The sequence below is a fragment of the Sphingobacterium sp. NGMCC 1.201703 genome (genome assembly GCF_047784615.1).
In the GTDB taxonomy this organism is placed as follows: domain Bacteria; phylum Bacteroidota; class Bacteroidia; order Sphingobacteriales; family Sphingobacteriaceae; genus Sphingobacterium.
The window spans coordinates 280,050-305,965 of sequence record NZ_JBLOHD010000001.1 but is presented as its reverse complement, the minus strand read 5'-3'; the positions used below and the strand labels follow the sequence as shown (position 1 = coordinate 305,965).

Genomic DNA, 25,916 nt, shown 5'->3' with positions numbered 1-25,916 from the left:
TTAAAATTTAAGATTTACACCAAAAGAGAATGTCCTTGAAATCGGGTAATACGATCCTTCTGGATCAAAGCCCTTATAATCAGTAATCGTGGCTAAGTTTTGTGCCGACACAAAAGCACGCAATCCTGCAATTTTCAAACTCGACAACAAATTGGTGGGAAACGTATAGCCAATCTGTGCATTCTGAATCTTTAAATAATTGGCTTTCCGTAACCAATAATCGGAATATTGAGTGTCGTTTGACGTATATTGCAACGAAAGACGAGGATAACTTGCATTTGGATTATCTGGAGTCCAATTATCCAAATGCATTGGCCTGGCGTTCTGTGTCAGGAAAAAGGCCCAACCTTCATAGCCGCTGATGTATCTTGCATTCTGTAGGGCACCGTACATATTGACTGATATATCGAGGTTTTTCCAGCCCAAGCCCAAGTTTAACCCGTAACGGATAACCGGTTTATCGCGCAAGATTACTCGATCGCTACCGTTTATGACACCATCGTCATTTTGATCTTTATATTTGATGTTGCCAGGAAAAACATTTGCTCCCTGTGAAGCACTATTCTTAATTTCATCGTCGGATTGGAATAAGCCCTCCGCTTGGTATCCATAGGGTAAATTATAAGTATAACCTACATCTGTAATTGTCTGGCTGCCAATCCATGGTCCAGTGCCAGCAAGATCTTTCACCTTATTTGTTGAAAAAGAAGCATTTGCGTCAATAGACCAATACCAGTCATTTTTACGATCATTATAAGCAACCAAAAATTCCATCCCTTTACTCCGCATGCTCAGTAAATTAGCTAACGGTCCAGCCAGACCAAATTCTGTCGGAACTGGTGGAGCATATAAAATATTATCACGGTTATTGACAAAATATTCGGCCGTAATATTGATTTTATTGATTAAGCCCAGATCAACGGCAAAATTGGTCTGTTTGGATTCTTCCCAACTGATAGTTGGGTTGATCGAAACATTATTCCAGGCACCAGGAACAACTACACCATTAAATCCGTACATGGCCGGGTCATAGGTCAAGACCGCGGCCGTAGCATAGTAGCCTACCTTTTCAGCATCTCCTAAAACACCCCAGGATCCTCTTAACTTAAATGTGGTTAAAAAATCGGAACTAAAGAACTCCTCCTGATGGATATTCCATCCGGCGGAGAAAGACGGAAAGACGCCCCACCGATTGCCTTTGGCAAATCGGGAAGAACCATCTGCCCGAACATTCGCCTGAAATAAATATTTACCTCTATAGTCGTAATTCAAACGGGAAAAATAAGACTTGATCGCTACGTCACTTGCATCACCTGTGGAGCGCATATTGGTTTGCGCACCGCTATTAAGCACGTCGATTGTCGGAAAAGGTAAATTATCGCGGAAAGCCGTAAACCCAGATGTATTAAAATATTCTTGGGAATAACCGCCCAATAACTTGAGATGATGATCGCCAATAGTTTTTGAATAGGTTCCTGTAAATTGTAACATATTACGGTAATTGCTACTCGCTCCGTCTGTTAAATTTGTTACCCGATTTTGCACTGATACTATATTTCCTTGATCGTCGTAAAGGTTGTAGCTAAGCACGCGATTTTTACTCCAGTTATCAAAAGTATAGCGGGAAAAGCTTCCTTTAAATTCTAAATCAGAAATTGGCTTATAAGTCAACTCAAAAATACCCAGCAGCTCTTTGTACTTTTGTCTATTAAACCCCGATTCATAGACTCCGGCAATGGGGTTATTGACCATGGAAGAACCAGGCCCAAATTGGCCCAATTTGTTTCTTATAAAATATATTGGAGCTACACGGGTAGCCTGGCTTTGCCAAACCTCTGTTCCCCCTTGCGGCGCATCGATATAGGTTTCTGTAAATTGAATATTGGCTCGGGCATCAATCTTTTCTGAGATATGGAATGTCATATCCGGTTTTAAAATAATGCGATTATACTTATTATTGGGTAAGGTACCATTTTGAAAATCATGGGAGGCAGAAAACCGATATTTCAGGCGTTCGTTGTTTCCTGAAAAGGATAGATAATTATTATTGATAATTCTATTTTTCTTATAGATTTCCTCGTACCATTTTACATTAGCATATTTTCCATCTCTTAAGTCCTGAAGTCCTTTTCCTCCATACAGAGCCTGCTTTCCATCATTCGTAAGTGCCTGATCCCATAGTTTCATAAAATCTTCGGAACCAACAAAATCAATATGTTGCTGTGGGGCCTGAATACCGATACCTGTATTGATTTCAATTGCCAATTTATCTGATGCCTGGCCACTCTTGGTAGTGATTAGAATAACGCCGTTTGCTGCCCTGGACCCGTAAATAGAAGCAGATGATGCATCTTTGAGCGTAGAAATACTTTCGATATCATTTGGATTAAGCGTATTGATATTTCCTGGGACTCCATCAATAAGGACGAGGGCACCGGAACTTCCGCCAATTGTTGAGGTACCTCGTATATTTATTGAAGCACCACTCCCTACTGCACCGCTTCCTTTGGTCACATTTAGTCCGGGAATTGTTCCCGCCAAAAGTTCCTGAACATTCGTTACAGGCCTTGATTTTAAAGATTTACCAACATCAACTATCCCCACTGATCCGGTCAGATCGGATTTTTTCTGGGTACCATAACCAACAACAACGACTTCTTCCAAATTAGTTATTCCTGTAACGAGCTGAATAGCCATAACCTCCTCCGACTCCACCTCTTTTGTGACTGTCTGATATCCCAGTAGGTTGAATTGGAGCATAGTTCCTATAGGAACGTCAATACTAAACTTCCCATTTTCATCTGTTCTGACAGCGGACTGTCCGTTCGTGGTTTTTACAGTTACTCCAGATAGTGGTTTGCCAGCTGAATCCGTAACTGTTCCCTGTATGACCGATTGATTTGGAGAATGCTGGCTATTGGATTGCTTTCCCTCATCAGCAAGGGCTGCATTTCGCGCTATTTTTTCAATTACATACTGCCTGTCTGAAATCTTTACCATTCGAAGGTTAGCCTTAGCTAGGATTTTAGGCAATGAGCTCAATTGTACTGCATGGGGGTTTATCTCTTCAATAGAAATTTTTTCGATGATCTTGTCTGCATAGGCAAAATAGATTTTTTCCTGTTTGGAGACGATTCGTAGAACTTCGGCCACCCGCATAGCGCGTACTGCGATCCTGTCCTTCTGTTGGCTAATAGACAATGCTGCAAATTTCGTGTTCAAGCTCAATTCTGAAGCTAAAATAGTATTGCTCATTGAACACGATGACAAACCTAGCCCTGCCCAAGCTAGTTGTCGGATCCATTTGTTTTTCATAATCTAGAGGTATAAGTATAATTGTTATTTATTTCAGCGTTGAAATTTCAAAGTGATCTTTTTGTTCCGAAATACGGATATGGTATAGGTTTCCCAATGATTTTAATACATTTTGTCGCTCGGACAGATCAATCTGCCCACTCACCGTTGAATCCATTACATCGGAAGGCAACTTGCCGACAATATTCATCCGGTAGGTAAATTGCAACCAGATCAAAATCTCATTTAAAGAAGTTTTATTTAAATCTAAAACTCCCGTTTGCCAGCTATTGACTAAATCAGACTGAATTGGCAACCTTTTCAATACGCCTCGGTCGACGTTGACAACCTCGCCAGGCTTCATCAGCATATTCCGACCTTCATAAGCCGCTCGTACACGCCCTTCATCCAAAGCAACCAATTTAGTTTTGGCGGTATTAATTATATTAAAACGCGTTCCCAACACTTCTACTTTTAAACCATCGTGTTCAACGATGAATGGCCTTTTTCGACCATTGTTAATCTGTTTTGTGACATGCAGATATCCCTCACCTCTTAGATCCAGTCTGCGGCCGGAAGCATCTTCCTGATAATTTGCTGTACTATATTTATTGAGCCATAACTTACTTCCATCGGGTAAAGTAAACTCCTGTTTGCTCGTGGAGGTGGCGTAACTTTCCCCAAATACTTTTGTCGTTTGTGCCAAATAAATCCACAAACCGAATGCACAGGCAGCAATAAAAATTGCCGCATATTGTAACCATTGCTGAATTTTTATTCCTCCCAATCCACGTCGGGCAGCTTTATCTGGATGACTGTCCAAATGCGCTACAATTCCTTCCCAAACTTCTGAACGATATCCTTCTGTTACAGAGGTTGTAGATTCGAAGTACTTCAATTCATAAAGTTTTCTAGCGATCAAGCTGACTTCTTGAAATCTCGGATATTTATCAAACCAAGAGAGCCATTGCGTTTCGTCTACTAAACCCTCCTGCGCAGTTAACTGGATAAAAGAGGGGTTGCTAAACAATTCCTGCAAAAGCTGGTCATCCCCATACATTTCGGTGTGTGTAGTCATCTAAAAATAATTCGGTTTACTTATTCTAAAGACACGGTTTTCTAATTTTGTCACCCATCTAAAAATATAAAAAAACCACAAACACCTGATAATGAGACAAAAAAAATTAAATTACTACCACATTCCCATTTATTGTCAGCGCAAATTTCCTCAATCATTCTGACACCAATAAGCCGGAGCAAATGTCAGCATCCTGAGTCTCCGTAAAATTTAAGTATGCGCAAAAGTCGAGCATAGATATTCAATTTTTCCCCCATGAAAAACCGGAAATTCAGGGATATTTTTATCGAAATAGAAAATGTTTTTTGTTTTTTTGAAGAAAAAAAGTTTAGCTTTACAAACATTATTGATAGCCAGTCATATCTAGATGCATAAGAAAATTGAAATAGATTGGAAAAAGTTTTTGGCGGGAGACAGAGATTCTTTTCAAAATATTTATAATGCCAATTTTAAAAACCTATTCCTGTATGCACTTCGTTTTTCCAAGGACGAAGAGACCATCAAAGACGTAATCCACAATGTTTTTATAAACTTTTGGGAAAAGAGAGCTTCAATTAAAAACGAGAAAAACCTGTTAGTTTACTTACTCCGTTCTACTCGAAATGAATTACTGAATTTAAAAAGGCAGCATAACAAATATCAACACAGCAATTTAGAAGAGGATACCTATTCGTTTAGCTTCGAATTGCCGGTTGAAGCTAATATTATTGAAAAGGAAGTATTAAAAGAGAATCGCAGCCGTTTAAATTTGGCATTTGCCCACTTAACTGACCGTCAGAAAGAAATTTTATACCTCAAATATGTAAAAGGCTTGTCTTTCGAAGAGATTGCTCAAACCATAGGTGTCACATTAAAAGCATCTTACAAATTACATGCTAGAGCTATTCAATCCATTAGAAATAATTTTGGCAATACAGGTTATTCCATTGCATTCCTCATTTGCCTTTATTTTACGAAAGCATAACATTGAAATAGGGGGACCGCGCCGAGTGTGATCGCGCATCTTTCAAATTTACCCGAGCTGCCTTCTTTGTAGCCGCGCTATTTATAGGCATCCCTGTCGTGATCATAAGTAGTTGGTTAACAGCATCAATAGTTCCATAATTTACTCGTATTAATATTTACATCAAAATATTATTCTGCGCCACAATTGCGGGCGGGAGATCCTTTTCTCCCAACATTTCGCGAAGGTCGATTTCTATATTTCTGCTTATCTGTGTAATCGGAATATCGTTTGCATTTCCCTCAAATGGGTTTTCCGTACTTTCGCCGATCTGTTCCAGAACCAAAAACACCCAGCCCAGTAATACACTAAAGGGAATAGCAAGCCAAATTATGCTATCACCGAATCTTTCGGTCATCTTGGAGAATTCCCCTATAAAACCCAATGGCATTAGAAAACACAGCGCATTGGTGAAATATAAGTTGATACTCGAAAACTGTCTCGGATAAGGGAAATTCTTTAGACGCTCACATTTCCCCTGTTGGTCATACAATTCTTTGAGTTGATTCTCCAATGCAGTATAATTATAGTCTGCTATTTTATTGTCCTCATTCAGTTTTTTTAGCTGGAAGGATTGCGAACTTATAATTTGTGTTGCACGGTTTTTTGTTGATAAAATGAATTGAAGCTCTTCTTTACCCATAAATTCCGCCAGTTCTTTATCCAAACTGCTTTCCCACTCCGGAACCTTGTAATATTGAAGATATTTGCGATTATAACTTTTAGTTTTCACGTTCTCCCAACTTTTAATTTCCCTGAGTTGAAACCGTAGCGCAGTGAGCCAGGCAAAATGACGATAAATAATTTCCTGATGCAGTTGTTTTTCAAGAATCTTATCCTCTGAGCGGATAAAATCTTTTACCATAATTCCAAAAGTCCGGCTATTGTTAATAATAGCACCATACACTTGTCGCGCCTCCCAGGTACGATTGTAGGTCTGGGTATTTTTGAACCCTGATATGAAAGCTGTAGCCGTTCCCAGCAAAGCAACCGGAACCCAGGGAATTGCCAGCCACTTCCAGTCTAGAAAATAAAACAACATTGTCGGAATGATACTTAATAAAAGCATTTTATATATTTTAGAGCTTGTCCAGGGAATAAAATGCTTAAGCTTATAATGAGAGCTTATATTCATATTGATTTAATTTTTTGAGGAAAATTTACTGATAATACCTACCAAAACTACCGTATAAAACTGGCCTGCAATACCTATAAATGCTGTTAGTAATTTGGTGGTAGTTATTTGCCTGTCCTATTTCCTACCTGTAAATTTTGCCGTCTGAATCAATGCTAAACTTAAAATAGGTTTTAAAATCCCCCCATCTTTCTGTATGGAAATTTCCAGTAACATCTTTTCCGTTATTTTCCACCTTTTCTATCGCGGTAAATCTTTCATGTCCACAGGCTTCTTGGACAAAGCTTTGGAAATTGCGGGACTACCGTCATCATAAAGCTTTGCATCCGGTAATCTCATCATTGACAATTTACTGTTTATAATAAGCTTTCTTTCAACGGATGCTGCAAATAAATAATGATAAGATTCAGCAAAAGAAATGGCAATTCTATTGCCATGCCTTTCAAATCTCTATCAAGCAGGTGAAGGCAGATGATCATTAAAATACCAGCTGCCATTAAGAAATTTCCCCAAATAAAGGTTTTTGGAAAAATAATAAGCAGTGCACTTAGCATCGTTGCAGCTCCGATAACCATCAATCCTGTTTTTCCGATGTTCCATTTGCTAAACATCGCAATCATTTCTGATTTGCCGGAAAGCATTGCCCATCCTTGTTTAAGCCCCATAAATATGGCCATAATCATCAGTGCAGCATTAATAATTTTTAGTGTCATATTGTATTTTCTAAATGGTTAATTTTGTGGTTATAAGATAAGGATTCATAATCCAGTAGATTAATTTGCATACCAATAATACAGCAGTATAATCAATGGTAAAATAAAAAAACCAGCGGTATTTTTATAAACAGCTGGTTTTTCATTGACTACCTAGTGGTATAACCACCGTTTGCGAAAATTGTTTGACCTGTGATCCACCAGCCATCAGTAACCAAAAATTCGACTAGTGGGGCGATATCTTCTATTTTTGTTAATCCACCGAGAGCGGATGCTGATTTATGATACGCTACAGCATCTGGAGTTTCCTGACCATAGAAGAAAGGAGTATCCATCGGGCCAGGCGCAACAGCCGTAACAGAAATCCCTCTTGATCCAAATTCTTTAGACGCAGCTCTTGTAAAATGTTCAACAGGAGCTTTGGCACCTGCATAAGTAGAATATAATCCTGTATATGCAGCCAATAAAGATGTAACTATCGTACAGATCTTGCCATTGTCATTTAATTTTTTACCAGCTTCCTGAAGGAAAAAATAGGCTGATTTTGAATTGATACCAAACATGATATCATATTCTTCTTCTGTAGTTTCAGTAAACGGCTTTTTTAATACCATTCCAACCGTATTAATTGCGATATCAATTCCTCCAAATTTAGCTATTGCCGCATCGAAAAAATGACTTACATTTTCAACTTTCGTTAGATCGCCCTGATATAAAAATGCCTCTGCTCCTAGACTTTGAACTTCTGCCAAAGTTTTTTCGCTTTCCGCCTTTGAGCTTTCGCTGTTGTAATGTATTGCTAGCTTTGCTCCTTTTGAAGCAAAATCCCTGCTTAATAGTCCTCCAAGGTTCTTACCGCCACCAGCGATCAAAACAACCTTTCCTTTTAAATCATGTGTTGACATAGTAAAATTTTAAGATTACAATACAAAATTCAATATTCGGGTTGATATCTATATGGTGAACTTTTCGGAAGATTAGCTTTCCAAAAAATTATTTTGCCTAAAATCCCCAGGCGTCATGCCAGTCCATTTTTTGAAGAATTTGGAGAAATTAGATGGATCATAGGTTAATGCCGCTGCAATTTTTGCAATGGGCAACTGACTGTGAACAAGCATTTCTTTTGCCCTTTCAATAATCTTTAGATCGTAGAAATAACATGGATGATTTCCCATCTCCAGTTTTACGACATCTGTCAAGTGGGTATGTGATATGGCCAATTCTGATGCAATCTCATTGATTTCTAAAAATTCTATTTTACGACCGGCTATCACATCGTTGATGTGATTGTCCAAGAAGACCAGGTAATTTTTACAAATTTCCTTGTTTCGTGTGATATTGTCTTCGGTATACATATTCCATTACATTAATAGACTTAAAAGTACAAATATTATTTTTCTTTAGTTCAGCCCTAAATGCAAAATAATTCATTCAAACATTAATAAAACAATATATGGTGATAAAAATTTTATTTACAATACTGCAATAGCGCTGTGTAATCTATTCGATAAAAATCTTTAGGGTCCTTATAGCGAACCCACAATAAGCAGACTATTTTTAAGGTTGGATGCCATGAACTTGTGTAGCAATATTTTTTATATTTGCAGTATGCACAATCGGCTTATCCAGCTAATTACACAGAGCACTGTACTTTCTGATCTAGAAAGAGATATGTGCATAAGCTATTTTGATCCTGTGCCATATCCAAAGAACAGGATATTGGAAGAAGAAGGAAAAATTCCTGCATATCTGTATTTTGTTGTATCAGGTTTCGTTAGGCTGTTCCATTACAATGATAAGGGTGATGAAGTAACCACACACATCAATTGTCCACCAGGCTTTATTACTTCTTATACAAATTTTGTCAATCAGACCAAATCAGAGGAAAATCTCGAGTCTATTACTGAATGTGAACTTTTACGCATCTCGAAAACAAACCTTGATTTGCTGATCCAGCAAAGTCCTGCATTTAAAGAATTCAGCTTTCGGGTATTTCAACAATCATTATCATATAATGAAAAACGGTCTAAAGAATTGGCTACGCTTAGTGCGGAACAGCGATATTTGAAACTCATGAGTGAATATCCCCAAATCCTCCACAATGCCCCCATGCAGTATATTGCATCTTTTCTCGGAATGAATCCTAAAAGTTTGAGCCGTATCCGTAAACAGGTCATTAGGTAACATTTGTGAAGTGGTTTTGATTGAATAAGGCTGAACTTTGCCCTATCATTTAAAATCAACGGATATGGCAAATAAAAATTTAGTATTGGTGTCTGGTGCAAACGGACATTTGGGTAATAATCTTGTAAGGTTACTAATCAAAAAGGGATTTCGGGTCAGGGCTTCTGTACGCAGTATCAAAAATAAAGAATGTTTCAAAGACTTGGACTGTGAAGTCGTTCATGCAGATATTACGGATAAGACTTCATTCCTTAAAGCTTTGCAGGGAGTAGAAACATTTTATGCAGTAGGCGCAGCCTTCAAATTATGGGCAAAAAATCCCAAAGAGGAAATCTACGACGTAAATATGGACGGAACACGTAACACCATAGAAGCTGGGGCAGAAGCTGGCGTGAAAAGAATCGTCTATGTGAGCTCCATCGCGGCACTAGATTATACGTGTCTTCCGACAAAAGAAAGCAACGGTTACAATCCCGACCGAAGAGATATGTATTACAATTCTAAAAATGATGGCGAAAAACTAGCTTTTCAGCTGGCTAAAGAATTGGGGATTGAACTTGTATCGGTGATGCCCGGAGCAATGATTGGCAGTGAGGCATTTCTACCTTTGAATGTTTCCTTCGGAGTTCTCAAAATGATCTTGAAAAAGGAAATTCCGGTAGACACCAAGATAACACTCAATTGGGTAGACGTAAAAGATGTAGCTGAAGGTTGTTACCTGGCCGCAGAGAGAGGACGCTCTGGCGAACGTTACATTCTTGCAAACGAAAAATGTATGACCATCACGGATACGACCAAACTGGCTCAAAAACTTTATCCAGAACTAAAACTCAAAATACCTAGCTCTGTTCCCAAATTTCTTCTGTATGCTATTGCTGGACTTATGGAATTTTCAACGAAGTTAAGTGGTAAACCACCCGTATTGTCAAAAAAGGAAATTGCAATGTTCTCTGGATTACAGCAGGATTTTGATATCTCCAAATCAAAAAAAGAATTAGGTTTTAATCCAAAAAAACCAGTACAAACAGTTAAAGAAGCCCTGGATTACTTGATGAAAAACAGGAATTTACTAGAATAACTGCCTAAATCTTTAAATAAGCAGCGACGCTGTCTTTTCTATGGCTACATACATAAGGTTAGTGATTAATATAATCCCGCTATGAAGATTTTATGCGTTATAAAGATGTGTATCTAATATCGCACTGTTGTTATAGAATTAAATGGATCTGTAGAAGGAAAGACTCTTTAAATGCTACTTTAGTCATATATTTTAAGGATAGACTCCACATAGTCGTTATCCAAATTCTGTAATTTCTTTGTAGATCCCCTTCGGTATAATGATATCCAAAACTTACAACCGTCACCAGAAATGTAAATACAAGACCGACAAAAACCATTCGTTAGAAAACTGGACGCCAGGAAGAATCGAACATACCGACAATGTACCCATTCCCACATAACCCAAGCAATATAAAAAGACAATTCTCTTTCTTTTGTGTACAGCATTGGTACTGTTGAAGCAAGCGGGTGTTGAACTTTCGTTTTTTATTTTTGCGAACAATGTCCTAAATTAGCTTTACAAACTAATAACAAATCAACGCCGGGTGCAATACGATTACCACAATTTAAAAGAAGAAACCCTCTTCCAACTTGTAAAGACTAACGACGCGTTAGCCTACAAGGAATTGTTTGATCGTTATAAAGAACTGCTGTTTCGCCATGCCTATCGCATGACACAGGACAGCGAGCTAAGTCAGGATATTGTTCAGGACGTTTTCCTTGTCCTCTGGAATAAAAGGGCAATTATAGAAATCAGCCAATCGCTCGAACCGTATTTGATCAAATCCATCCGCAATAAAATACTGGACTATTTTAGCCATCAGGAAGTGGTAGAAAAATACCGGGAGGATGTTTTATCCTTTGTCGAGGAGGGTGTCCGTTATACGGACGACTTGCTGTTGGAAAAAGAACTTGCTGCCATGATCGAACACGAAAAGAGCAAACTGTCGCCCCGTACAAGGGAAGTTTTTGAACTCAATCGCGAGCAGGGACACAGTTATAAAGAGATCAGTGCGCTCTTATCCACTTCCGAAAAAACAATTAAAAAACAGGTCCATAACGCCTTACGCATATTGCGCACGAAATTTGGCTCCTTCTTTTTTTTCTAATCATTTTTTTATTTTTTTTAATACTCCCTTTTCCCTGTTCGACCGTCATTACTATTAGATAGCCTTCTTATGGCTATCAGCCTAAAGAATGGAGAAAGACACATTACAGGAACTATTCCAAAAATATAAAGCGGGGACAGCGTCTCCAGAAGAACTGCGGATCATTCATAGCTTCTATCTGCATAAAGCAAAGCGTGCATCCACGGAGCTGGACGATCAATTTATCCAGGAGCAGCTCAATGCAATGGATCGGAATTTATTTCCGCGAAAAGCCAACTATATTTCGATATGGAAATATGCTGCAGCAGCGATCGTCATTTTCAGCGTAGCATTTGGACTCTATCAGTATTCACAGCAGCAGCGTGCTGAAAAGGATGCTCAACAGGCGACCGAACTGTTTGCTGCCATAAAACCAGGGCATGACCAGGCTACACTTCGCCTGCCCAATGGCGAGGTCATCGCATTGGGTCAACAGGACAAACTGATCAATAAGAATGGCTTCGTGCAGCTGAATACAGGCAATATCGATCTCAGCAAAGCTGGGGGTAATCAACTGATCACGCTGGAAACACCGCGTGGTGGACAATTTCAGGTACAGCTCGAAGATGGAACCAAAGTATGGCTGAACGCCGGTTCGACCATCAGCTATCCAGCCCAATTTGTCGGTAACGAACGGTCCGTCGTTTTAAAGGGTGAAGCTTATTTTGAAGTCGCACACAATGCGAAGAAACCATTTAAGGTTAACGTCGGAAACGATGAAATCCAGGTGCTGGGCACAGGATTTAACATTCAGAGCTACGCAGACAACGCCACACCAATCACCACACTGGTCCATGGAAAGGTAAAAGTGACCCGCAAAAATAAGCTGCAGCAATCACTGATCCTACAGCCTGGACAGCAAACCTTAGCACAAGCAAATCTACAAAAGGCAAATACGGATATAAGCGGTATTACTGCCTGGAAAAATGGACTTTTCAGCTTCAGACGGAGTTCGGTAAAAAATATTGTCCGCGAATTGGAACGCTGGTATAATATTGATTTTGTCGTTGACCAAACCGCAGCCGAAAATCGCCTGATCACAGGAGAGATCCCTAGAAACGTCAATCTTGACGATGTCATGCAGATCCTTTCTTATTTTGACATCCAAGGCCACATGAAAAACAATAAAGTGTATTTAACCATCAAAAAACAATAGCATAAACAGATAACTTAACCCAATACCTATATGAAACAATCCTATTCGTCCAGGCTGAACAAAAAAGCCAGGGCCGTGCTACTCTATGGCTTTTCGGTACTGTGCAGCTCCTACAGTTTTGGCCAGATTAACATCCAGGCCAACAACGAATCAGCACTTGCTGTCATGAAACAGATCGAAAGACAATCGACCTATCATTTTGTTTATGACGAGGCACAGCTGACAATTCCCAAAGTTAAACTTCATCTCAAAGATGTAACGCTCAAAGAAGCACTGGATGCGACCTTTACCGCCAATAACATCCAGTACAAGATTGTCAAAAACACCATTTTGCTGAAAAATGCAGCTACCGGAAGATCTACTTCCACAGCGCCCTCAGCGCCCAGCCAACAATACAAATTGCGTGGCAATATTTCCGATGCCGAAGGGAAGGCATTGAACGGTGCCACCGTCACTATTAAAAACAGCAGTACCTCTACAAAGTCTGATCAAAATGGACAATTTGAATTGACTTCCCCTACACGTGGCGCCGTGCTGACCGTTTCCTTCTTGGGTTACGAAACCCTTGAATTTAATGCCAATGATGAACCTGCTCTGATCGTACTCAAGCCAAGCAATACCAGTCTTGCGGCAGTTGATGTGACCATCAATACGGGTTATCAGACCATTGCCAAAGAACGTGCTACAGGAGCCTTTTCGAGTCTATCGAAAAACAGCCTGCAACAGCAGCGGCTCAACAACTTAGAGAACTTGCTCGAAGGCCGCATTGCGGGATATCATGATGGCTTGCTTCGCGGGACAACCTCCATGAGAGGAGTAACCTCGCCCTTGTACGTGATCGACGGTTTCCCGGTAGATAATGCAACCATGGATTTCAATGGTCGTGTAGTTGAAAATCTGCCGGACCTCAATCTGGAAGATATTGAATCTGTTACCGTCCTAAAAGATGCGGCTGCAGCCTCCATTTACGGTGCCCGCGCGGCCAATGGGGTTGTCGTTATCGTCACCAAAAAAGGAAAAAATAAAGGCACTGAAATCAATGTATCAGCTACTTTGACGCATACGCCTTATTATTTTAACACCGACCGCTTAGCATCGGCCGCGGACATGATCGCCATCGAAAGGGAATGGGCAGCGAAAAACCCTAATTTGAAAACAATGACAGCCGAGCAGGCAAAAAGTACTTTAAACGATATGTCTTACCAAAGTCTCGGTATCCGCAGCATCCTTAAAAAATATGCCGGTCTGATCGATGAATCCGAAATGAATGCCGAGCTGGACCAACTCTCCCAGCAAGGCTATCGTTTTTATGAGGATATCGCCAAGTATGCCAAGCGCAATCCCTTTTCACAACAGTACAACCTGAACCTTTCCAACGGTACGGAAAAAAGTAAATTCTATTTTTCGACGACCTATAAAAAGGATCTACTGGAAGACCGTTTCAGTAAAAACCAGAATCTCGGCATCAACCTACGCAATATCACCCAGGTCAACAAGTGGTTAACAGTCGAGATGAGCTCATTTCTCAATTATGTCGATAATGACAGGCAAACCTATGATGTGCTAAAACCCGGTTTTTCTTTTCTGCCTTACAATAGGCTAAAAAATGACGACGGCAATAATTATACGGCGTATATGGCCGATTATATGAGCCTGGCAAATATCAACACGATTAAACAATATGGCCTGAATACACTGGACATCACGCCATTGGACGAGATAAAAAACAATATCGAACAGTCAAATGGTTTTTCGAACCGAAGTTTCCTAAAATTGAATGCGAAGATTGCAGACTGGCTCAGCTATTCGGCCTCTTTTCAGTATGAAATCAGCAATAAAAAGTTTGAGCTTCTCTATGGTAAAAATTCGTATTATACACGATCGAGAGTCAATCAGTTTGCATTAATTGCTGATGGAAAAGCCAAACTGATGATGCCCAATGGGAATATCAATAAAACAACAGATCTCAAGAATAATGCGTTCAATTTTAGGCAACAGGTCAATATCGACAAGGATTTTGGCGAAAAGCATAGCCTAAACGCCATATTGGGCAGCGAGCTTAAAAACAACCGCATGCGTTCTCAACTTCAAAATCTCTATAATTTTGATCCCGATGCGCTTACCTATACCATGCTAGATCCAGCCATAGGAACTGTGGGTTCTTTCAACCAAAATTATGATAATGCCAGTCAGTACGAATCCATCAACCGTTTTGTTTCCTTTTATGGGAATGTCGGCTATGCCTATTCGAAGAAATACCTCCTTACCGGAAGCTTGCGCTGGGATAGGTCCAATTTATGGGGAACAAGTTCAAAATATCAGAACAAGCCAATCTGGTCCATCGGTGCCGGATGGAATCTGCATGAGGAAAATTTCGTGCAGCTGGACTGGCTAGATCAGCTTAAGCTACGCACTTCCTACGGTATCGGTGGAAACATATTGCAGAATGTAGCCCCCTTTATGACAGCTTATTATAACACGAACTCGCATGTAGGGGGAACCCAAGGCACGGTCTCGGACCGCCCCAACCCATCACTTTCCTGGGAAAAAACAACGACCACAAATATCGGATTGGATTTTGGTTTGTTTAGAAACCGTATTTCGGGGAGCTTGGATTATTATAGAAAACAAGGAAAAGACCTCTTTGCCTCCACTATGGGCGTACCTACCGAAGGCTTCGGCTATTCCACCTACGCCATAAACAACGGAGAGATGACCAACCATGGCCTGGAACTGACGCTGAACGCCAATATCCTCCAGAAAAATGATTTTAGCTGGAACAGCAGTGTCCTATATGCCTATAATAAAAACAAGGTGACGTATGTCAATGTCAAAGCGCCATTTTATATCTTACAATTGGATTACCCTGACGCGTACCCCCGCATAGGAAATCCATACCAGGCGATTTATGCCTACAAATGGGCTGGACTCGATCAGCAGGGCATACCACAGGTATATGATGAAAATGGGAACAAAAGCACGCAAACGCCAACAACATTGGAGTCCATTGTCTATGCAGGAACAAAAGTGCCTACGCATACCCTTTCGTGGACAAATAGCCTCTCCTACAAAAACTTCGATTTTTCGATGATGCTCACGTACGAAGGCGGACATAAAATCAGAAATAAGGATCTGCCTTATATGGGGATCGGCAACTATCTGACATTCACGACCCTTGCTCCGATGAACAAAGACATCCGTAACCGTTGGCAACAGGAAGGCGATGAATCGAGAACCGATATCCCCCGTCTCGTGTTTCCTGAAGAGACAAATCTTTACAACTCGGCAAGTGGCACCGTCTACCAATACGCCGATATCAATGTGCTCGATGCGCGCAATGTACGCATCCGTAATATCAGCCTTGCCTATCGGCTACCGTCCGACTGGATAAAAAAGATGCGACTGGCCCAAGCACGGTTGCAGTTCAATGCTGAAAATGTGGCCATGTTTACCAAATCCAGCAATGCAAAATTTATGCTGGAAGGCTATCGTGCACCGAATTATGTTTTTGGCGCTTACCTCACTTTCTAATTTAAAATTCTTATGAAAAAAATAATTTACCTCCTTGCGATCACTCCCCTGCTGTTCTTCGCATCCTGCAATAAATATTTGGACATATTGCCCAAAGGAAAGAAAATCCCACAGACCTATGCGGATTTCGAAGCGCTTTTGCGCGATGAAGCAACTGTTCATCAGGTTCCTATCCCCCAGGCTATTATTTTGCCCAACGATCGTTTTGTTTCCACAGCGAACCTTAACTATTATAAATTATGGGATATAAACTATAACTGGAAGGAACAGGAAGACCGCAAAATCTATAACAATGCCGATGAAAGCACCTATTACAATGCCTATTCGAGCATATCTGTCTGCAATCTGTTTCTGGAGCATGGGCCGGCAATGACCGAGGCCACAGCCCAACAAAGGGATGAATTGATGGCTACCGCCAAGGTACTCCGGGCCATCAGTTATTTTACCTTAGCAAATTATTATGCGGCGGATTATGACCCTAAAACGGCAGGCCAATTGCTATCGGTTCCATGGATTGAAAGTGCTGATATCGGTGCCCCTTCAAAACAGGTTACGATTGCCGAAATATATGACTATATGATCAAGGATATCAAAGACGCGCTCCCAAACCTGCCTACGACAGGACTAACTATCCTGCATCCGGGCAAAGGAGCAGCTCATGCGCTGTTGGCACGTATCTACCTCCAAATGGATAACTATCCGGATGCATTGGAAAATAGTGAAAAAGCACTGGGATACAACGATAAACTATACGACTGGACTGCCTACTATACGGCCAATAAATCACAGATCGAAGATCCGAATAATTATACCTTGAAGAGGACACCCATGGATTTTACCTATGTCGAAAACTACTACTTCAGACATGGTCAATCGCCAAACTACACCGCTGCGGAATTATCCCTGCCGGTAGAACGGGCAGCTCGATTTGAAAAAGGGGACAGTAAATTCGCCTCACGCTGGAAATTGCGTACCGTCGTGCCCAACACCTATTTTGCGAGCACAATGACCGGATTCTATAATAGCCAGGGCTTGACGACTGTTGAAGTCTATCTGATTGCTGCAGAATGTCAGGCAAGACAGGGAAATATCCAAAAGGCAATGGATCTCGTCAACAAGGTCCGTAAGACAAGGATCCTGGCTGCAGACTATGCCGACCTGACCGCACAAAATGCCACGGATGCCATCAAAAAAATACAACAGCTCAAACAGAATGAACTGATTCATTCCATTATTCCCTTTACAGATTACAAACGCCTCAATCAAGAAAGTGCTTTTGCGAAAACACTGACAAAGACGATCGAGGACAAGACGATCCAGTTGAGCCCAACATCACATCTCTGGATTATGCCTTTTCCATTAGGAGCAACCGAGAATCCTGGCAACGGAACCATCAAACAGAATGTCGAAAAATAAAAACAAAATAATGAAAGTAAAAGCTTTAACACTAGCACTGCTACTGGCAAGTACGGTCAGTTATGCGCAACAGCAAACCGCGAATAGATACCAACAATACCTTCCAATTATTGAGAAAGGCACATTGGCACAAAAAGACTCTTTGGCCAAAGCATTAGTCACAGAAATAAAAACCTACAAAACGGAAGCGGACTATCGTGAGACAATCAATATCCTCCGTTCACTGGGCAAAGAAGAGGAAATGACCAGCGTCGAAAATAGCGCCAAGAAAAAATACCCAAAGGGCACATTAATGCGGGATGCCTTTATTACGAATGTCTTCTACAATGCAGAAACGTCAACGGCGAAAGAAAAAGCCTATACGGAACTGATCAAAAAATGGCCCGTCAAAAATTTCAGCGAAGAACCACTGACTTATGATTACGTTTTAGGGAGTTTAGCGGTGAGTTTTGCCAATGAAGGAAATGCCCAAAAGGCTGTTCATTACCTGGGTGAAATGAAAGAACGGTTTTGGCGTGGCAATGGTTATATTCCAGTTGGTCAAGCCCTTTTGCAAGCAGGTGACACGACGACTGCTGCACCACTTCTGAAGGCTGCCATGGATGATAGTTATTATTACCTCACGCTGCCTGAAGAACAGAAGGACAATAAGGCCCGCTTTGCAGCCATGGGCTTTGCCAGTTCGATGTCAGCCTATGTGAATATCCTTGTTGCGCAGAAAAAATATGCTGAAGCACTTGGTTATATTGAGAATGCCCTGAAAGCAGCACCGGAACAAGCGGATGGACTTGCAATGGTTTATTATAAATCGCTGCTCGGAACAGGCAGAAAGCTTGAAGCGTACAATATATTGACAAGATTATATGCTAAAGGGCAGTTTGCGATCGAAAAAGATCTGAAAAAATTATACACAGAATTGAACATTTCAGCTCAGGGCTATGAGAACTTTAATGCTTCCCTAAAAACGGAGTTAACCCAAAACATCCGCAATCACATCAAGGATATGGCAACCTTCAAACCAGCGCCCAACTTTGAATTGTTCAACCTAAAGGGTGAAAAAATATCCTTGGCGAGTTTAAAGGGAAAAGTTGTTGTCCTCGATTTCTGGGCGACCTGGTGCCAGCCTTGCGTACGCTCATTCCCGGGAATGAAAGCTGCACAGGAATCGTATGCAAATGATAAAGACGTCCAATTCCTGTTTATGAATACCTGGGAGCGCGATAAGAACTACAAAGAGAATGTCGTTTCTTTCCTTGCAAAAAACAACTACCCGTTTGAGGTGCTTTACGACGATCAAAAAGATCCGCAAACCGGGGAAGTCATGGCAGCCAAATATGGTGTAAAAGGTATCCCGGCTAAATTCGTCATCGACAAGGAAGGAAATATCCGCTATTTTCTAACTGGATCCTCGCCAAATGTGGACTATATCAAATTAGAAATGAAAGAGCTCATAGAAGCCGCTAAAAAACCTTATAAAGGTTAATGGTACTAATCAATGCTAGAAAGTCTGCCTCTGGGTCGAGGCAGACTTTATTCCCTATCTTTCGTTATACCTATTTACAGTCCTGTTGCTGGTGGTCCGGATGAGTTTATTGCAGCCACATTTGTCAGCTTTACTTCGACCTCAAATGTGCCCTCCATCAGTACCCGAAAGCCAAAAACAGGGTTGATATTGTGATTGGGGTGGCCATCCATTGCTGCAAAACGCATCGGTATACGATAGTAAATATTGTAATCCCAATTTGTCTTTCCGTCATTAAATTTTGTTAGCGGAAAGGGGGCCACTTCATAATCGCAAACCAATGCTGTGTTTGTGGCGACGACCGGATTAAAACGTACATGTGATTCAAAGGTCGGACGATCACCACGTTTAATTACCTCCCCCGCTTTGGGATCCCATGCCCGGCCATTTTTGTCGACAATTTTCAGGATCACACGCGCCCCCTCATCAGAAACTTTGGTGCAGGTCAGTTTAATATTACTATTGTACGCTGGCGTAAAAGTCTCGGCAGCATTAGACCCAGTCAATGAAGCATAGGTCAACTCGAAGACATCCTCCAAAAAAGGTTCGATGACATGAATCTCCGCAAATGAGGGATATATTTTCGTTCCCTTGCGGTTCGTTGCCTGCAAATCAAAGGTATAGATCCCCAGTGGCAAATTTGCAGATGCCCGATTAAAACTAATCTGGCCACTGACCGCGTTAAATTCCATGGGCATGACCTGCTTAGTTTCGCGCTTTGCTTTCAGCAACGCAACCGTGGTGTCTGTTGCCGCATTGAACGTCATGCCTTCCTTAAAAACTTCAATTTCATACATTTTTGTGAATTCCTCAGGCGCAGGCTCACCCGTCAGCTTGTTCCGCAGGTTTAACATCTTAAATTCGAATGGCGGAGTCGATCCATCTGCATTTATCCGATCCGAAAGGGTGAGTGTCATCCCTCGTTTACAATAGATTACACTGTCACGATAGCGAATGGTATCACTTAAAAAACCTTCCTCAATTTTTTCACAGGCGGATAGGATTACACCGATCACTATTCCTAATAGTACCGTGTAAGTGGTTATAATATTCATTTTCATTAGCGTATATTTTCTTGACTCCCTATCAATTAGAAGCCATTTTCTCCTTATTAAAAAATAAACGATGATCACCGTGCAGCACATGTATGACGCCAGTAGTCGTGATAATTCCTGAGGTCTGTACGTCTACCCGCGCATCCCGCTCCGCTTCCGGGATCGCATTTTGGTTTGGTTCTTCCGAATCCAGCGTTCCATTGACTTTCGTGTAATACAAATAATCAACATAATCGACGTAGGAACTATAATCTCGCGTTCGTCTCAGCCCCAATTGAAATCGAACCCAAGGGATAGAACCAAACAAACTGCTAAAGTATGCCCCATTCAGATCCAGCTTATCCCGTTCTACTTTTCCTTTGAACATATATATCTTTAAAGAATCCAGTCTTTTCGGATCAATATCATCAATGTCAAAGGAAATATTTTCATCACCGACCTCCGCAATACGCTGTTGTTTTTTGGCACTCACATAATCTGCAACACCCCAATTTGTTGTCGCATAAAAAGTGATATCACTGTTCACCAGCTCTTTTAAATTGGCACGATCAATGATCCGCACCAAAGAATCAAACTTTGGATGCGAAGCCAGATAATCATAGGTTGTCATATTTACTTTTGCTTGATGGACGCCGCCATCGTTGATATAATCGTTTTTCGAGCATGAGGTCAGTAGCTGAAAAAACAGCAGGGCAAATAAGGGATATGCACCGGCTTTTTTTATGATTGTAGTCATTTTTTCTAAGAATTTAAGTTGCTAACGATGTCATTAAATCTTTCCACGCCAGTATTCGGTTTGAACTAAAAGTCTATTCTCACTAAATAAACGCGGGTCTACCGGCCAGAAAAAGCCACCTTGCTTAAACCGGGCCTCGCTTAGCCAAGCGATATGGTCCGAATATGTGCGTGTGCGGATCATGTCAAAAAACAGATGACCCTCCAGATAGAGTTCTTTTCCACGTTCGATCATATATTCTTTCATCACTTCTGTTTTGGTCAAGCCAGGTTGTAACAGGCTTGAAGGATCAGCACCGTAGCGCGTCCTTGAGGCATTGATGATACTGATTGCACGACTGGGATTATTTTGGTAGAGGGCTATTTCGGCCTGTAATAATTTGATATCGCTCAATCGAAACAAAATCAAATTATTGCTATTATAGGGTTCAAGCTGCTGGCCTGGATTCCGAAAGACGATGTTGCTATATTTAATACATACGGGTTTATCCGACGTATAATTAACAAAATTATTTTTGAAACGGATGTCCAACGTATCAAGTCCCCGGGATTGTACTGTTTCCCAGACCCATTGCCTGATATCTTCATGCCAGACCCAATCTTCCTTCTCTTCGATCTTGTAAAAGTGACTACTTAGGTAAGCCGGTTTGGTAAAAAAGTCAGCAGTTGCGGCATAGGTTGGAATATAGCTACTATTCAAAAATTTCATCCCAATATGGGCACTTGATCCTTCTAAAGTATTTTCACTGACATTTAATTCAAAAATTCCTTCGCTCGATCTTCCTTTAAAAACATCCGCATATTTGGCGGTATCTGCCAGTGTATAGCCCCCTTGCGCGAGCAAGGTGTTGATGGTCGTGTCAGCACGCGTGATATCATCCATGATCGGTGTATTTGTGGTTAGGTCCGTAGTCGTTCCCCGCCATAGGTACAGGTGTGCCAAGAGCGCATACGCCGATCCTCTGTTGGCTGTGACAGCACGTTCTGCAACTGTTTTATACCCCCAACTCAATAAGTTTATCGCATGTTGGCAATCCTCCTCGATCTGTTTCATGACCGCAATGCGGGAGGTGCGTCCCAGATGAGGCGCATTAATCGGATCATCATAGGCCTCGGTAACGAGGGGCACATCACCCCAGATTTTGGTCAGCATGAAATAAGAGAAAGCCCGAATAAAATAGGCTTGTCCCATAATTTTTTTGCGAAAAGCCTCGGGATCCGTCTGTTCTAAAACCAAGATATCATCCGAAACCAAAGGCATTTCTTTAAGAATGATATTGGACATCGCTATGGTTTTATAAAATACGGTCCAATTGCCATAAGACTGTGCAAAATAATTGCTGGTCCAATTGCCTTTACCTATTTCTGGATGACTGTAGCTATCCCGGTTGATCCCGATATAAATATCCGGTGTCATGTCCCCGTAAATGTAGTAGCGGTTTCCAACGCCATAAAAACCATCCATCAGGGCATTCCTCAACAGCGCATAATTACCTGCGATAGCACTTTCTCCGGCTTTTGGATCTTTCCAATAGACCTCCTTATAGGTGGAGTTTCGAGGCTCCTCTTCCAAAAATTTGTTGCACGACGCGGTACTCAAGCCGATAGCCACGAGAAGTACCCACTTCCAATAATTGATTATAAATAATGTTTTCATGATGCACTAATTAAAATTGTAATTCAACACCAAAGGTGAACTTTCTGGGGATCGGATAACCATTCCCTTCATATTCACCATAATAATTTACAGCCTCGGCATCTGGCAATCTTTTCGAACGCTGGAACATCAGTAGATTATCCAGGATACCGTACATGCGGATGCTTCTCATCCCCCAACCTGTTACCAGGCGGTTGGGCAGACTATAAGAAAGGCTCACACTTTTCACCCGGAAATAATCTCCCTGATCTAAGAAAAAGGTCTGGCCAGCAACGGTATAGTAGCGCCAAGACCCCAAAGGATAGGCTGGATAATCGGCACGGTCACCCGGTTGGCGCCAGATATTGATCTTACTAAAATCGGGTGTCGCATACCGCGCAAAATCATAGGTTGAATTGGTCGCAGCACCATTCTCAAAGAGATCGGATTGATAGAGATTGAGCACATCCCTATCGAACAAAAAGGTGAAGAGTACGCCCAGATTGAAATTCTTCCAGGTCACATTATTTGTCCAGCCACCCGTAAATTTAGGATTTGGATCACCGATAGGTAGTTTGTCCGGATTGATACCATCATTGAACGGATCGATCATGTAATCTCCATCTACATCCCTAATCCACATATCTCCAGGTGCATAAGGGCTTCCACCAGCATTGTAGCGGTCACCTGTCAGGGGATTGATCGGAATATCGTTCAGTGTTGAATAAATGCCTAAGGTTTGGTATAAATAGAACGTATTGATCGGGCTTCCCACCGATAGGATATGGGCTTTATCAAAACGGGAACCGGCAACCACTAGATCGCGACCCGAATTGGGAAGATTCATTATTTTATTTCGCACATAGGAGACATTCAGGCGGCTAAACCACTGCACCGGGCTTGTCTTTGGAAGCGGATTGGCCATTAACACGACCTCAGCACCATAATTACGGACACCCACCGAATTGGTCAAAGCGCGGTCATATCCGGTGGTCACAGGCAGCGCCACATCAAATAAAGATTGTTTATTTTCCTTGTTAAAAACGTCAAAGGCAAAAGAAAAGCGACCGTTGGCAATCTCGCCATCCAGACCGATATTCCATTGCATCGAACGCTCCCAGCTGATATTCGGTTGCGCCACCCCATCCACGAGATTCGGAGTTATGGCGGTGACGCCGTTGTACGAAGTGGCGTTGTCATTTCCCCAAAAATTTCCGGCATTGACCCGGTAGAGATTGTACTGTAGGTAATTATTGCCCGGCAATCCACCGGTTGTGCCTAGACTGGCCCGAAGTTTTAACATAGAAAATGGGGACTGGCCCTCTTTCATAAACGATTCTTCGGAAACGAGCCATGCCACTGAGGCAGCAGGAAAATAGCCCCATTTATTACCCACCCCAAAACGAGATGAACCATCTCCGCGTATGCTGGCTGATACCAAGTACCGGGAATCATAATCATAGGCTAACCGCGAATAAAAAGAAGCCATACTATAAGCCTGATAATCGGAAAAAGCAGTAAGATAACGTTGCTGAAATCCCTGTATGACTTTGATCTGGTCCGAAGCACCATTGGAAGCTCCCGCCCCTACGGAACGGTATTGATTATATTCCAGGTCACTTCCCAAGATCATGCTCAGATTATGTTTATTAAATTCTTTATTATAACTGAAATAATTAGAAGACAAAACGTTGACCTGGTTGTCTGAAAAGACGTCTTGTCTGTTACCGGTAAAATTAGCCACTGAAGAAGGTGTGCTTACATCCCGTCTGCTGTTGGAATAGATATAAGAAGTCTGAGACGTAAATTTTAACGCTTTTGAAAAGTCGTACCCTAGATTCAGGTTGAATGTAAATTGATTTCCCGTATTTACATCGGAATCATCGTTATACATCCCAAGGAGATAATTTTTTCGCGTCTCGCTCAGGTTGAAATAAGATGCGGGCGTATATCTTGCCGTGACCCCGACTCCACCACCGCCAGCCCGGGTACGTTCCGTGCGCGAATAGGCTACTATCGGATTGATCATCAAACGTTCTTTCAGCGCTTTGGACATGAGGTTCAACCGTGTTGAATAGCGCTTGAAGCCCGTCGCTTTGACAATTCCCTGCTCATCGTATAATCCCGCACTGAAACGATAATTGGATCCCCCTGGGCCGCCCCCACTCAGGCTCAGATCCGCATTGTTCACCATACCTTTGCGGTAGTACATGTCCTGCCAATCGGTTGATCCGTTAAAAGCCGGATTTAAACTGTCGGTCAGCAAAAAAGATATATTCCTATTTTCAATATCAGGACGATATTGCTGTAACTCTTCCAAGAGGCGCATCTTTTGCCTACGTTCTTCAGCCCCCAAAGCCACATCGCGCAACTCTGGCCGTTGTGTCAACCCGGTATAGGCCGAAACCATCACCTGTGGCTCCCGGCTGATGCCTTTTTTGGTCGTAATCAGGATCACACCACTCGAAGCTCTTGATCCATAGATGGCAGCAGCAGAGGCATCTTTCAGCACATCAATGCTTTCGATGTCCTGCGGATTTATTCCAGCTATAAAATTTGTACCTGTTCCCGTTACTGGGGAAGTGTACTGTTGTGGTGGCTGCGGAACGCCATCAACGACATATAATGGGGCATTTCCTACACTAAATTCATCGTACTCCCGGTTTAAGCTAGTGTTTCCGCGCACTTGAACAGTAGGTGTTGCTCCAGGCTCGCCGGTAAAGTTCTGTACATTAACCCCCGATAAACGTCCTTGCAGAAGCTGGTCAAAACTTGCCGCTGGCAGATTCGCCAGTTCTTTTCCTGAAATACTGGAAATCGCTGCGGTGGCTTTCTTTCGGGAGATTTTTTGATAACCGATGACAACGGTTTCGTCCAACGTGGAAAATGTGGCGTTCAATTGAAAATTAAGCCGCGATTCCGAACCCACCGTTAGCCGCTTTGATTCATAGCCAAGCAAGCTTGCTTCGATAACGTCGCCTGATTTTGCTACCATCGTAAACTCACCTTTGCCATTCGTTTGCGCACTTATCTGCGTAGACAAATTTCGTAGCGTAGCTCCTACCATTACACTCCCCGAACCATCCTGCACTACGCCTGTTACCTGTTGCGCAAATAAATCGAATGAAAGGAGAACCACTAGGACTATTAAAAGACCTGCGTTTTTCATAACTGATTAATTTGGTTAATTGATATTAGTTGTTAATAGATAACCGAAGTTAGCTTAGAATCAGGTCTGATTTCAATCCGAA

At 41.7% G+C, this 25,916-nt stretch carries 18 protein-coding genes; 8 read left to right on the top strand and 10 right to left on the bottom strand.

Translation table 11 applies throughout. The annotated features are described in order from the left end of the window. Both ACK8HY_RS01260 and ACK8HY_RS01255 read right to left on the bottom strand, forming a co-directional pair. A complete protein-coding gene (locus ACK8HY_RS01260) occupies positions 1-3,255 on the bottom strand; it encodes a SusC/RagA family TonB-linked outer membrane protein (RefSeq protein ID WP_416132454.1) in 3,255 nt (1,084 codons plus the stop codon). Between the two features lie 88 nt (positions 3,256-3,343). After that, a complete protein-coding gene (locus ACK8HY_RS01255; RefSeq protein WP_416132453.1) occupies positions 3,344-4,372 on the bottom strand; it encodes a FecR family protein in 1,029 nt (342 codons plus the stop codon). A 367-nt stretch (positions 4,373-4,739) separates the two neighbouring features. On the opposite strand from ACK8HY_RS01255, the gene ACK8HY_RS01250 reads away from it, so the two are divergent. Next, entirely contained in the window at positions 4,740-5,336 is a 597-nt protein-coding gene (locus ACK8HY_RS01250) for an RNA polymerase sigma factor (RefSeq protein ID WP_416132452.1), read from the top strand. A gap of 157 nt (positions 5,337-5,493) precedes the next feature. Here the strand turns inward: ACK8HY_RS01250 and ACK8HY_RS01245 are convergent, their stop codons facing one another. From ACK8HY_RS01245 to ACK8HY_RS01230, 4 genes are all read right to left on the bottom strand, one after another. Continuing rightward, positions 5,494-6,444, bottom strand: a complete 951-nt coding sequence (locus tag ACK8HY_RS01245; RefSeq protein ID WP_416132451.1) for a bestrophin family protein — start codon at positions 6,442-6,444, stop codon at positions 5,494-5,496. Between the two features lie 422 nt (positions 6,445-6,866). Beyond that, positions 6,867-7,223 (bottom strand): hypothetical protein, encoded by a 357-nt coding sequence (locus tag ACK8HY_RS01240; RefSeq protein WP_416132450.1) that lies wholly within the window; start codon positions 7,221-7,223, stop codon positions 6,867-6,869. A gap of 149 nt (positions 7,224-7,372) precedes the next feature. After that, positions 7,373-8,128, bottom strand: a complete 756-nt coding sequence (locus ACK8HY_RS01235; RefSeq protein ID WP_416132449.1) for an SDR family oxidoreductase — start codon at positions 8,126-8,128, stop codon at positions 7,373-7,375. A 72-nt stretch (positions 8,129-8,200) separates the two neighbouring features. Beyond that, on the bottom strand, positions 8,201-8,578 hold the full coding sequence (locus ACK8HY_RS01230) for a helix-turn-helix domain-containing protein (protein ID WP_416132448.1): 378 nt from the start codon (positions 8,576-8,578) through the stop codon (positions 8,201-8,203). Between the two features lie 253 nt (positions 8,579-8,831). On the opposite strand from ACK8HY_RS01230, the gene ACK8HY_RS01225 reads away from it, so the two are divergent. The 7 genes from ACK8HY_RS01225 (at position 8,832) to ACK8HY_RS01195 (ending at position 19,200) form a co-directional block, all read left to right on the top strand. Beyond that, complete coding sequence (locus ACK8HY_RS01225; protein ID WP_416132447.1) at positions 8,832-9,407, top strand: Crp/Fnr family transcriptional regulator; 576 nt, start codon at positions 8,832-8,834, stop codon at positions 9,405-9,407. Between the two features lie 64 nt (positions 9,408-9,471). Then, positions 9,472-10,485, top strand: coding sequence for an NAD-dependent epimerase/dehydratase family protein (locus tag ACK8HY_RS01220; RefSeq protein ID WP_416132446.1), 1,014 nt, complete (start codon positions 9,472-9,474; stop codon positions 10,483-10,485). 526 nt (positions 10,486-11,011) lie between these two features. After that, positions 11,012-11,575 (top strand): RNA polymerase sigma factor, encoded by a 564-nt coding sequence (locus ACK8HY_RS01215; RefSeq protein ID WP_416132445.1) that lies wholly within the window; start codon positions 11,012-11,014, stop codon positions 11,573-11,575. Positions 11,576-11,663: 88 nt separating this feature from the next. Further along, a complete protein-coding gene (locus ACK8HY_RS01210; protein ID WP_416132444.1) occupies positions 11,664-12,770 on the top strand; it encodes a FecR family protein in 1,107 nt (368 codons plus the stop codon). 30 nt (positions 12,771-12,800) lie between these two features. Beyond that, positions 12,801-16,301: a SusC/RagA family TonB-linked outer membrane protein gene (locus ACK8HY_RS01205; RefSeq protein WP_416132443.1), complete on the top strand. Its 3,501-nt coding sequence runs from the start codon at positions 12,801-12,803 to the stop codon at positions 16,299-16,301. A 12-nt stretch (positions 16,302-16,313) separates the two neighbouring features. After that, positions 16,314-17,717, top strand: coding sequence for a RagB/SusD family nutrient uptake outer membrane protein (locus ACK8HY_RS01200; RefSeq protein WP_416132442.1), 1,404 nt, complete (start codon positions 16,314-16,316; stop codon positions 17,715-17,717). Positions 17,718-17,727: 10 nt separating this feature from the next. After that, the gene (locus tag ACK8HY_RS01195) at positions 17,728-19,200 is read left to right on the top strand and encodes a TlpA family protein disulfide reductase (protein WP_416132441.1); all 1,473 of its coding nucleotides are present in this window, start codon (positions 17,728-17,730) and stop codon (positions 19,198-19,200) included. A 74-nt stretch (positions 19,201-19,274) separates the two neighbouring features. Here the strand turns inward: ACK8HY_RS01195 and ACK8HY_RS01190 are convergent, their stop codons facing one another. From ACK8HY_RS01190 to ACK8HY_RS01175, 4 genes are read right to left on the bottom strand one after another with little or no spacing between them, the layout of a single operon-like run. Further along, positions 19,275-20,294, bottom strand: a complete 1,020-nt coding sequence (locus ACK8HY_RS01190; RefSeq protein ID WP_416132440.1) for a hypothetical protein — start codon at positions 20,292-20,294, stop codon at positions 19,275-19,277. 31 nt (positions 20,295-20,325) lie between these two features. Then, positions 20,326-21,030 carry a hypothetical protein gene (locus ACK8HY_RS01185; protein ID WP_416132439.1) on the bottom strand — a complete coding sequence of 235 codons (705 nt, stop codon included), beginning with the start codon at positions 21,028-21,030 and terminating at the stop codon, positions 20,326-20,328. Between the two features lie 33 nt (positions 21,031-21,063). Continuing rightward, the gene (locus ACK8HY_RS01180; protein ID WP_416132438.1) at positions 21,064-22,686 is read right to left on the bottom strand and encodes a RagB/SusD family nutrient uptake outer membrane protein; all 1,623 of its coding nucleotides are present in this window, start codon (positions 22,684-22,686) and stop codon (positions 21,064-21,066) included. A 10-nt stretch (positions 22,687-22,696) separates the two neighbouring features. Next, on the bottom strand, positions 22,697-25,834 hold the full coding sequence (locus ACK8HY_RS01175) for a SusC/RagA family TonB-linked outer membrane protein (protein ID WP_416132437.1): 3,138 nt from the start codon (positions 25,832-25,834) through the stop codon (positions 22,697-22,699). Between the last annotated feature and the right edge of the window lie 82 nt (positions 25,835-25,916).

Bases quoted from the DNA above. Each gene is read 5' to 3' on its own strand.
- ACK8HY_RS01260 (WP_416132454.1), bottom strand. From the start codon at position 3,255: ATGAGCAATACTATTTTAGCTTCAGAATTGAGCTTGAACACGAAATTT.
- ACK8HY_RS01255 (WP_416132453.1), bottom strand. From the start codon at position 4,372: ATGACTACACACACCGAAATGTATGGGGATGACCAGCTTTTGCAGGAA.
- ACK8HY_RS01250 (WP_416132452.1), top strand. From the start codon at position 4,740: ATGCATAAGAAAATTGAAATAGATTGGAAAAAGTTTTTGGCGGGAGAC.
- ACK8HY_RS01245 (WP_416132451.1), bottom strand. From the start codon at position 6,444: ATGCTTTTATTAAGTATCATTCCGACAATGTTGTTTTATTTTCTAGAC.
- ACK8HY_RS01240 (WP_416132450.1), bottom strand. From the start codon at position 7,223: ATGACACTAAAAATTATTAATGCTGCACTGATGATTATGGCCATATTT.
- ACK8HY_RS01235 (WP_416132449.1), bottom strand. From the start codon at position 8,128: ATGTCAACACATGATTTAAAAGGAAAGGTTGTTTTGATCGCTGGTGGC.
- ACK8HY_RS01230 (WP_416132448.1), bottom strand. From the start codon at position 8,578: ATGTATACCGAAGACAATATCACACGAAACAAGGAAATTTGTAAAAAT.
- ACK8HY_RS01225 (WP_416132447.1), top strand. From the start codon at position 8,832: ATGCACAATCGGCTTATCCAGCTAATTACACAGAGCACTGTACTTTCT.
- ACK8HY_RS01220 (WP_416132446.1), top strand. From the start codon at position 9,472: ATGGCAAATAAAAATTTAGTATTGGTGTCTGGTGCAAACGGACATTTG.
- ACK8HY_RS01210 (WP_416132444.1), top strand. From the start codon at position 11,664: ATGGAGAAAGACACATTACAGGAACTATTCCAAAAATATAAAGCGGGG.
- ACK8HY_RS01205 (WP_416132443.1), top strand. From the start codon at position 12,801: ATGAAACAATCCTATTCGTCCAGGCTGAACAAAAAAGCCAGGGCCGTG.
- ACK8HY_RS01200 (WP_416132442.1), top strand. From the start codon at position 16,314: ATGAAAAAAATAATTTACCTCCTTGCGATCACTCCCCTGCTGTTCTTC.
- ACK8HY_RS01195 (WP_416132441.1), top strand. From the start codon at position 17,728: ATGAAAGTAAAAGCTTTAACACTAGCACTGCTACTGGCAAGTACGGTC.
- ACK8HY_RS01190 (WP_416132440.1), bottom strand. From the start codon at position 20,294: ATGAATATTATAACCACTTACACGGTACTATTAGGAATAGTGATCGGT.
- ACK8HY_RS01185 (WP_416132439.1), bottom strand. From the start codon at position 21,030: ATGACTACAATCATAAAAAAAGCCGGTGCATATCCCTTATTTGCCCTG.
- ACK8HY_RS01180 (WP_416132438.1), bottom strand. From the start codon at position 22,686: ATGAAAACATTATTTATAATCAATTATTGGAAGTGGGTACTTCTCGTG.
- ACK8HY_RS01175 (WP_416132437.1), bottom strand. From the start codon at position 25,834: ATGAAAAACGCAGGTCTTTTAATAGTCCTAGTGGTTCTCCTTTCATTC.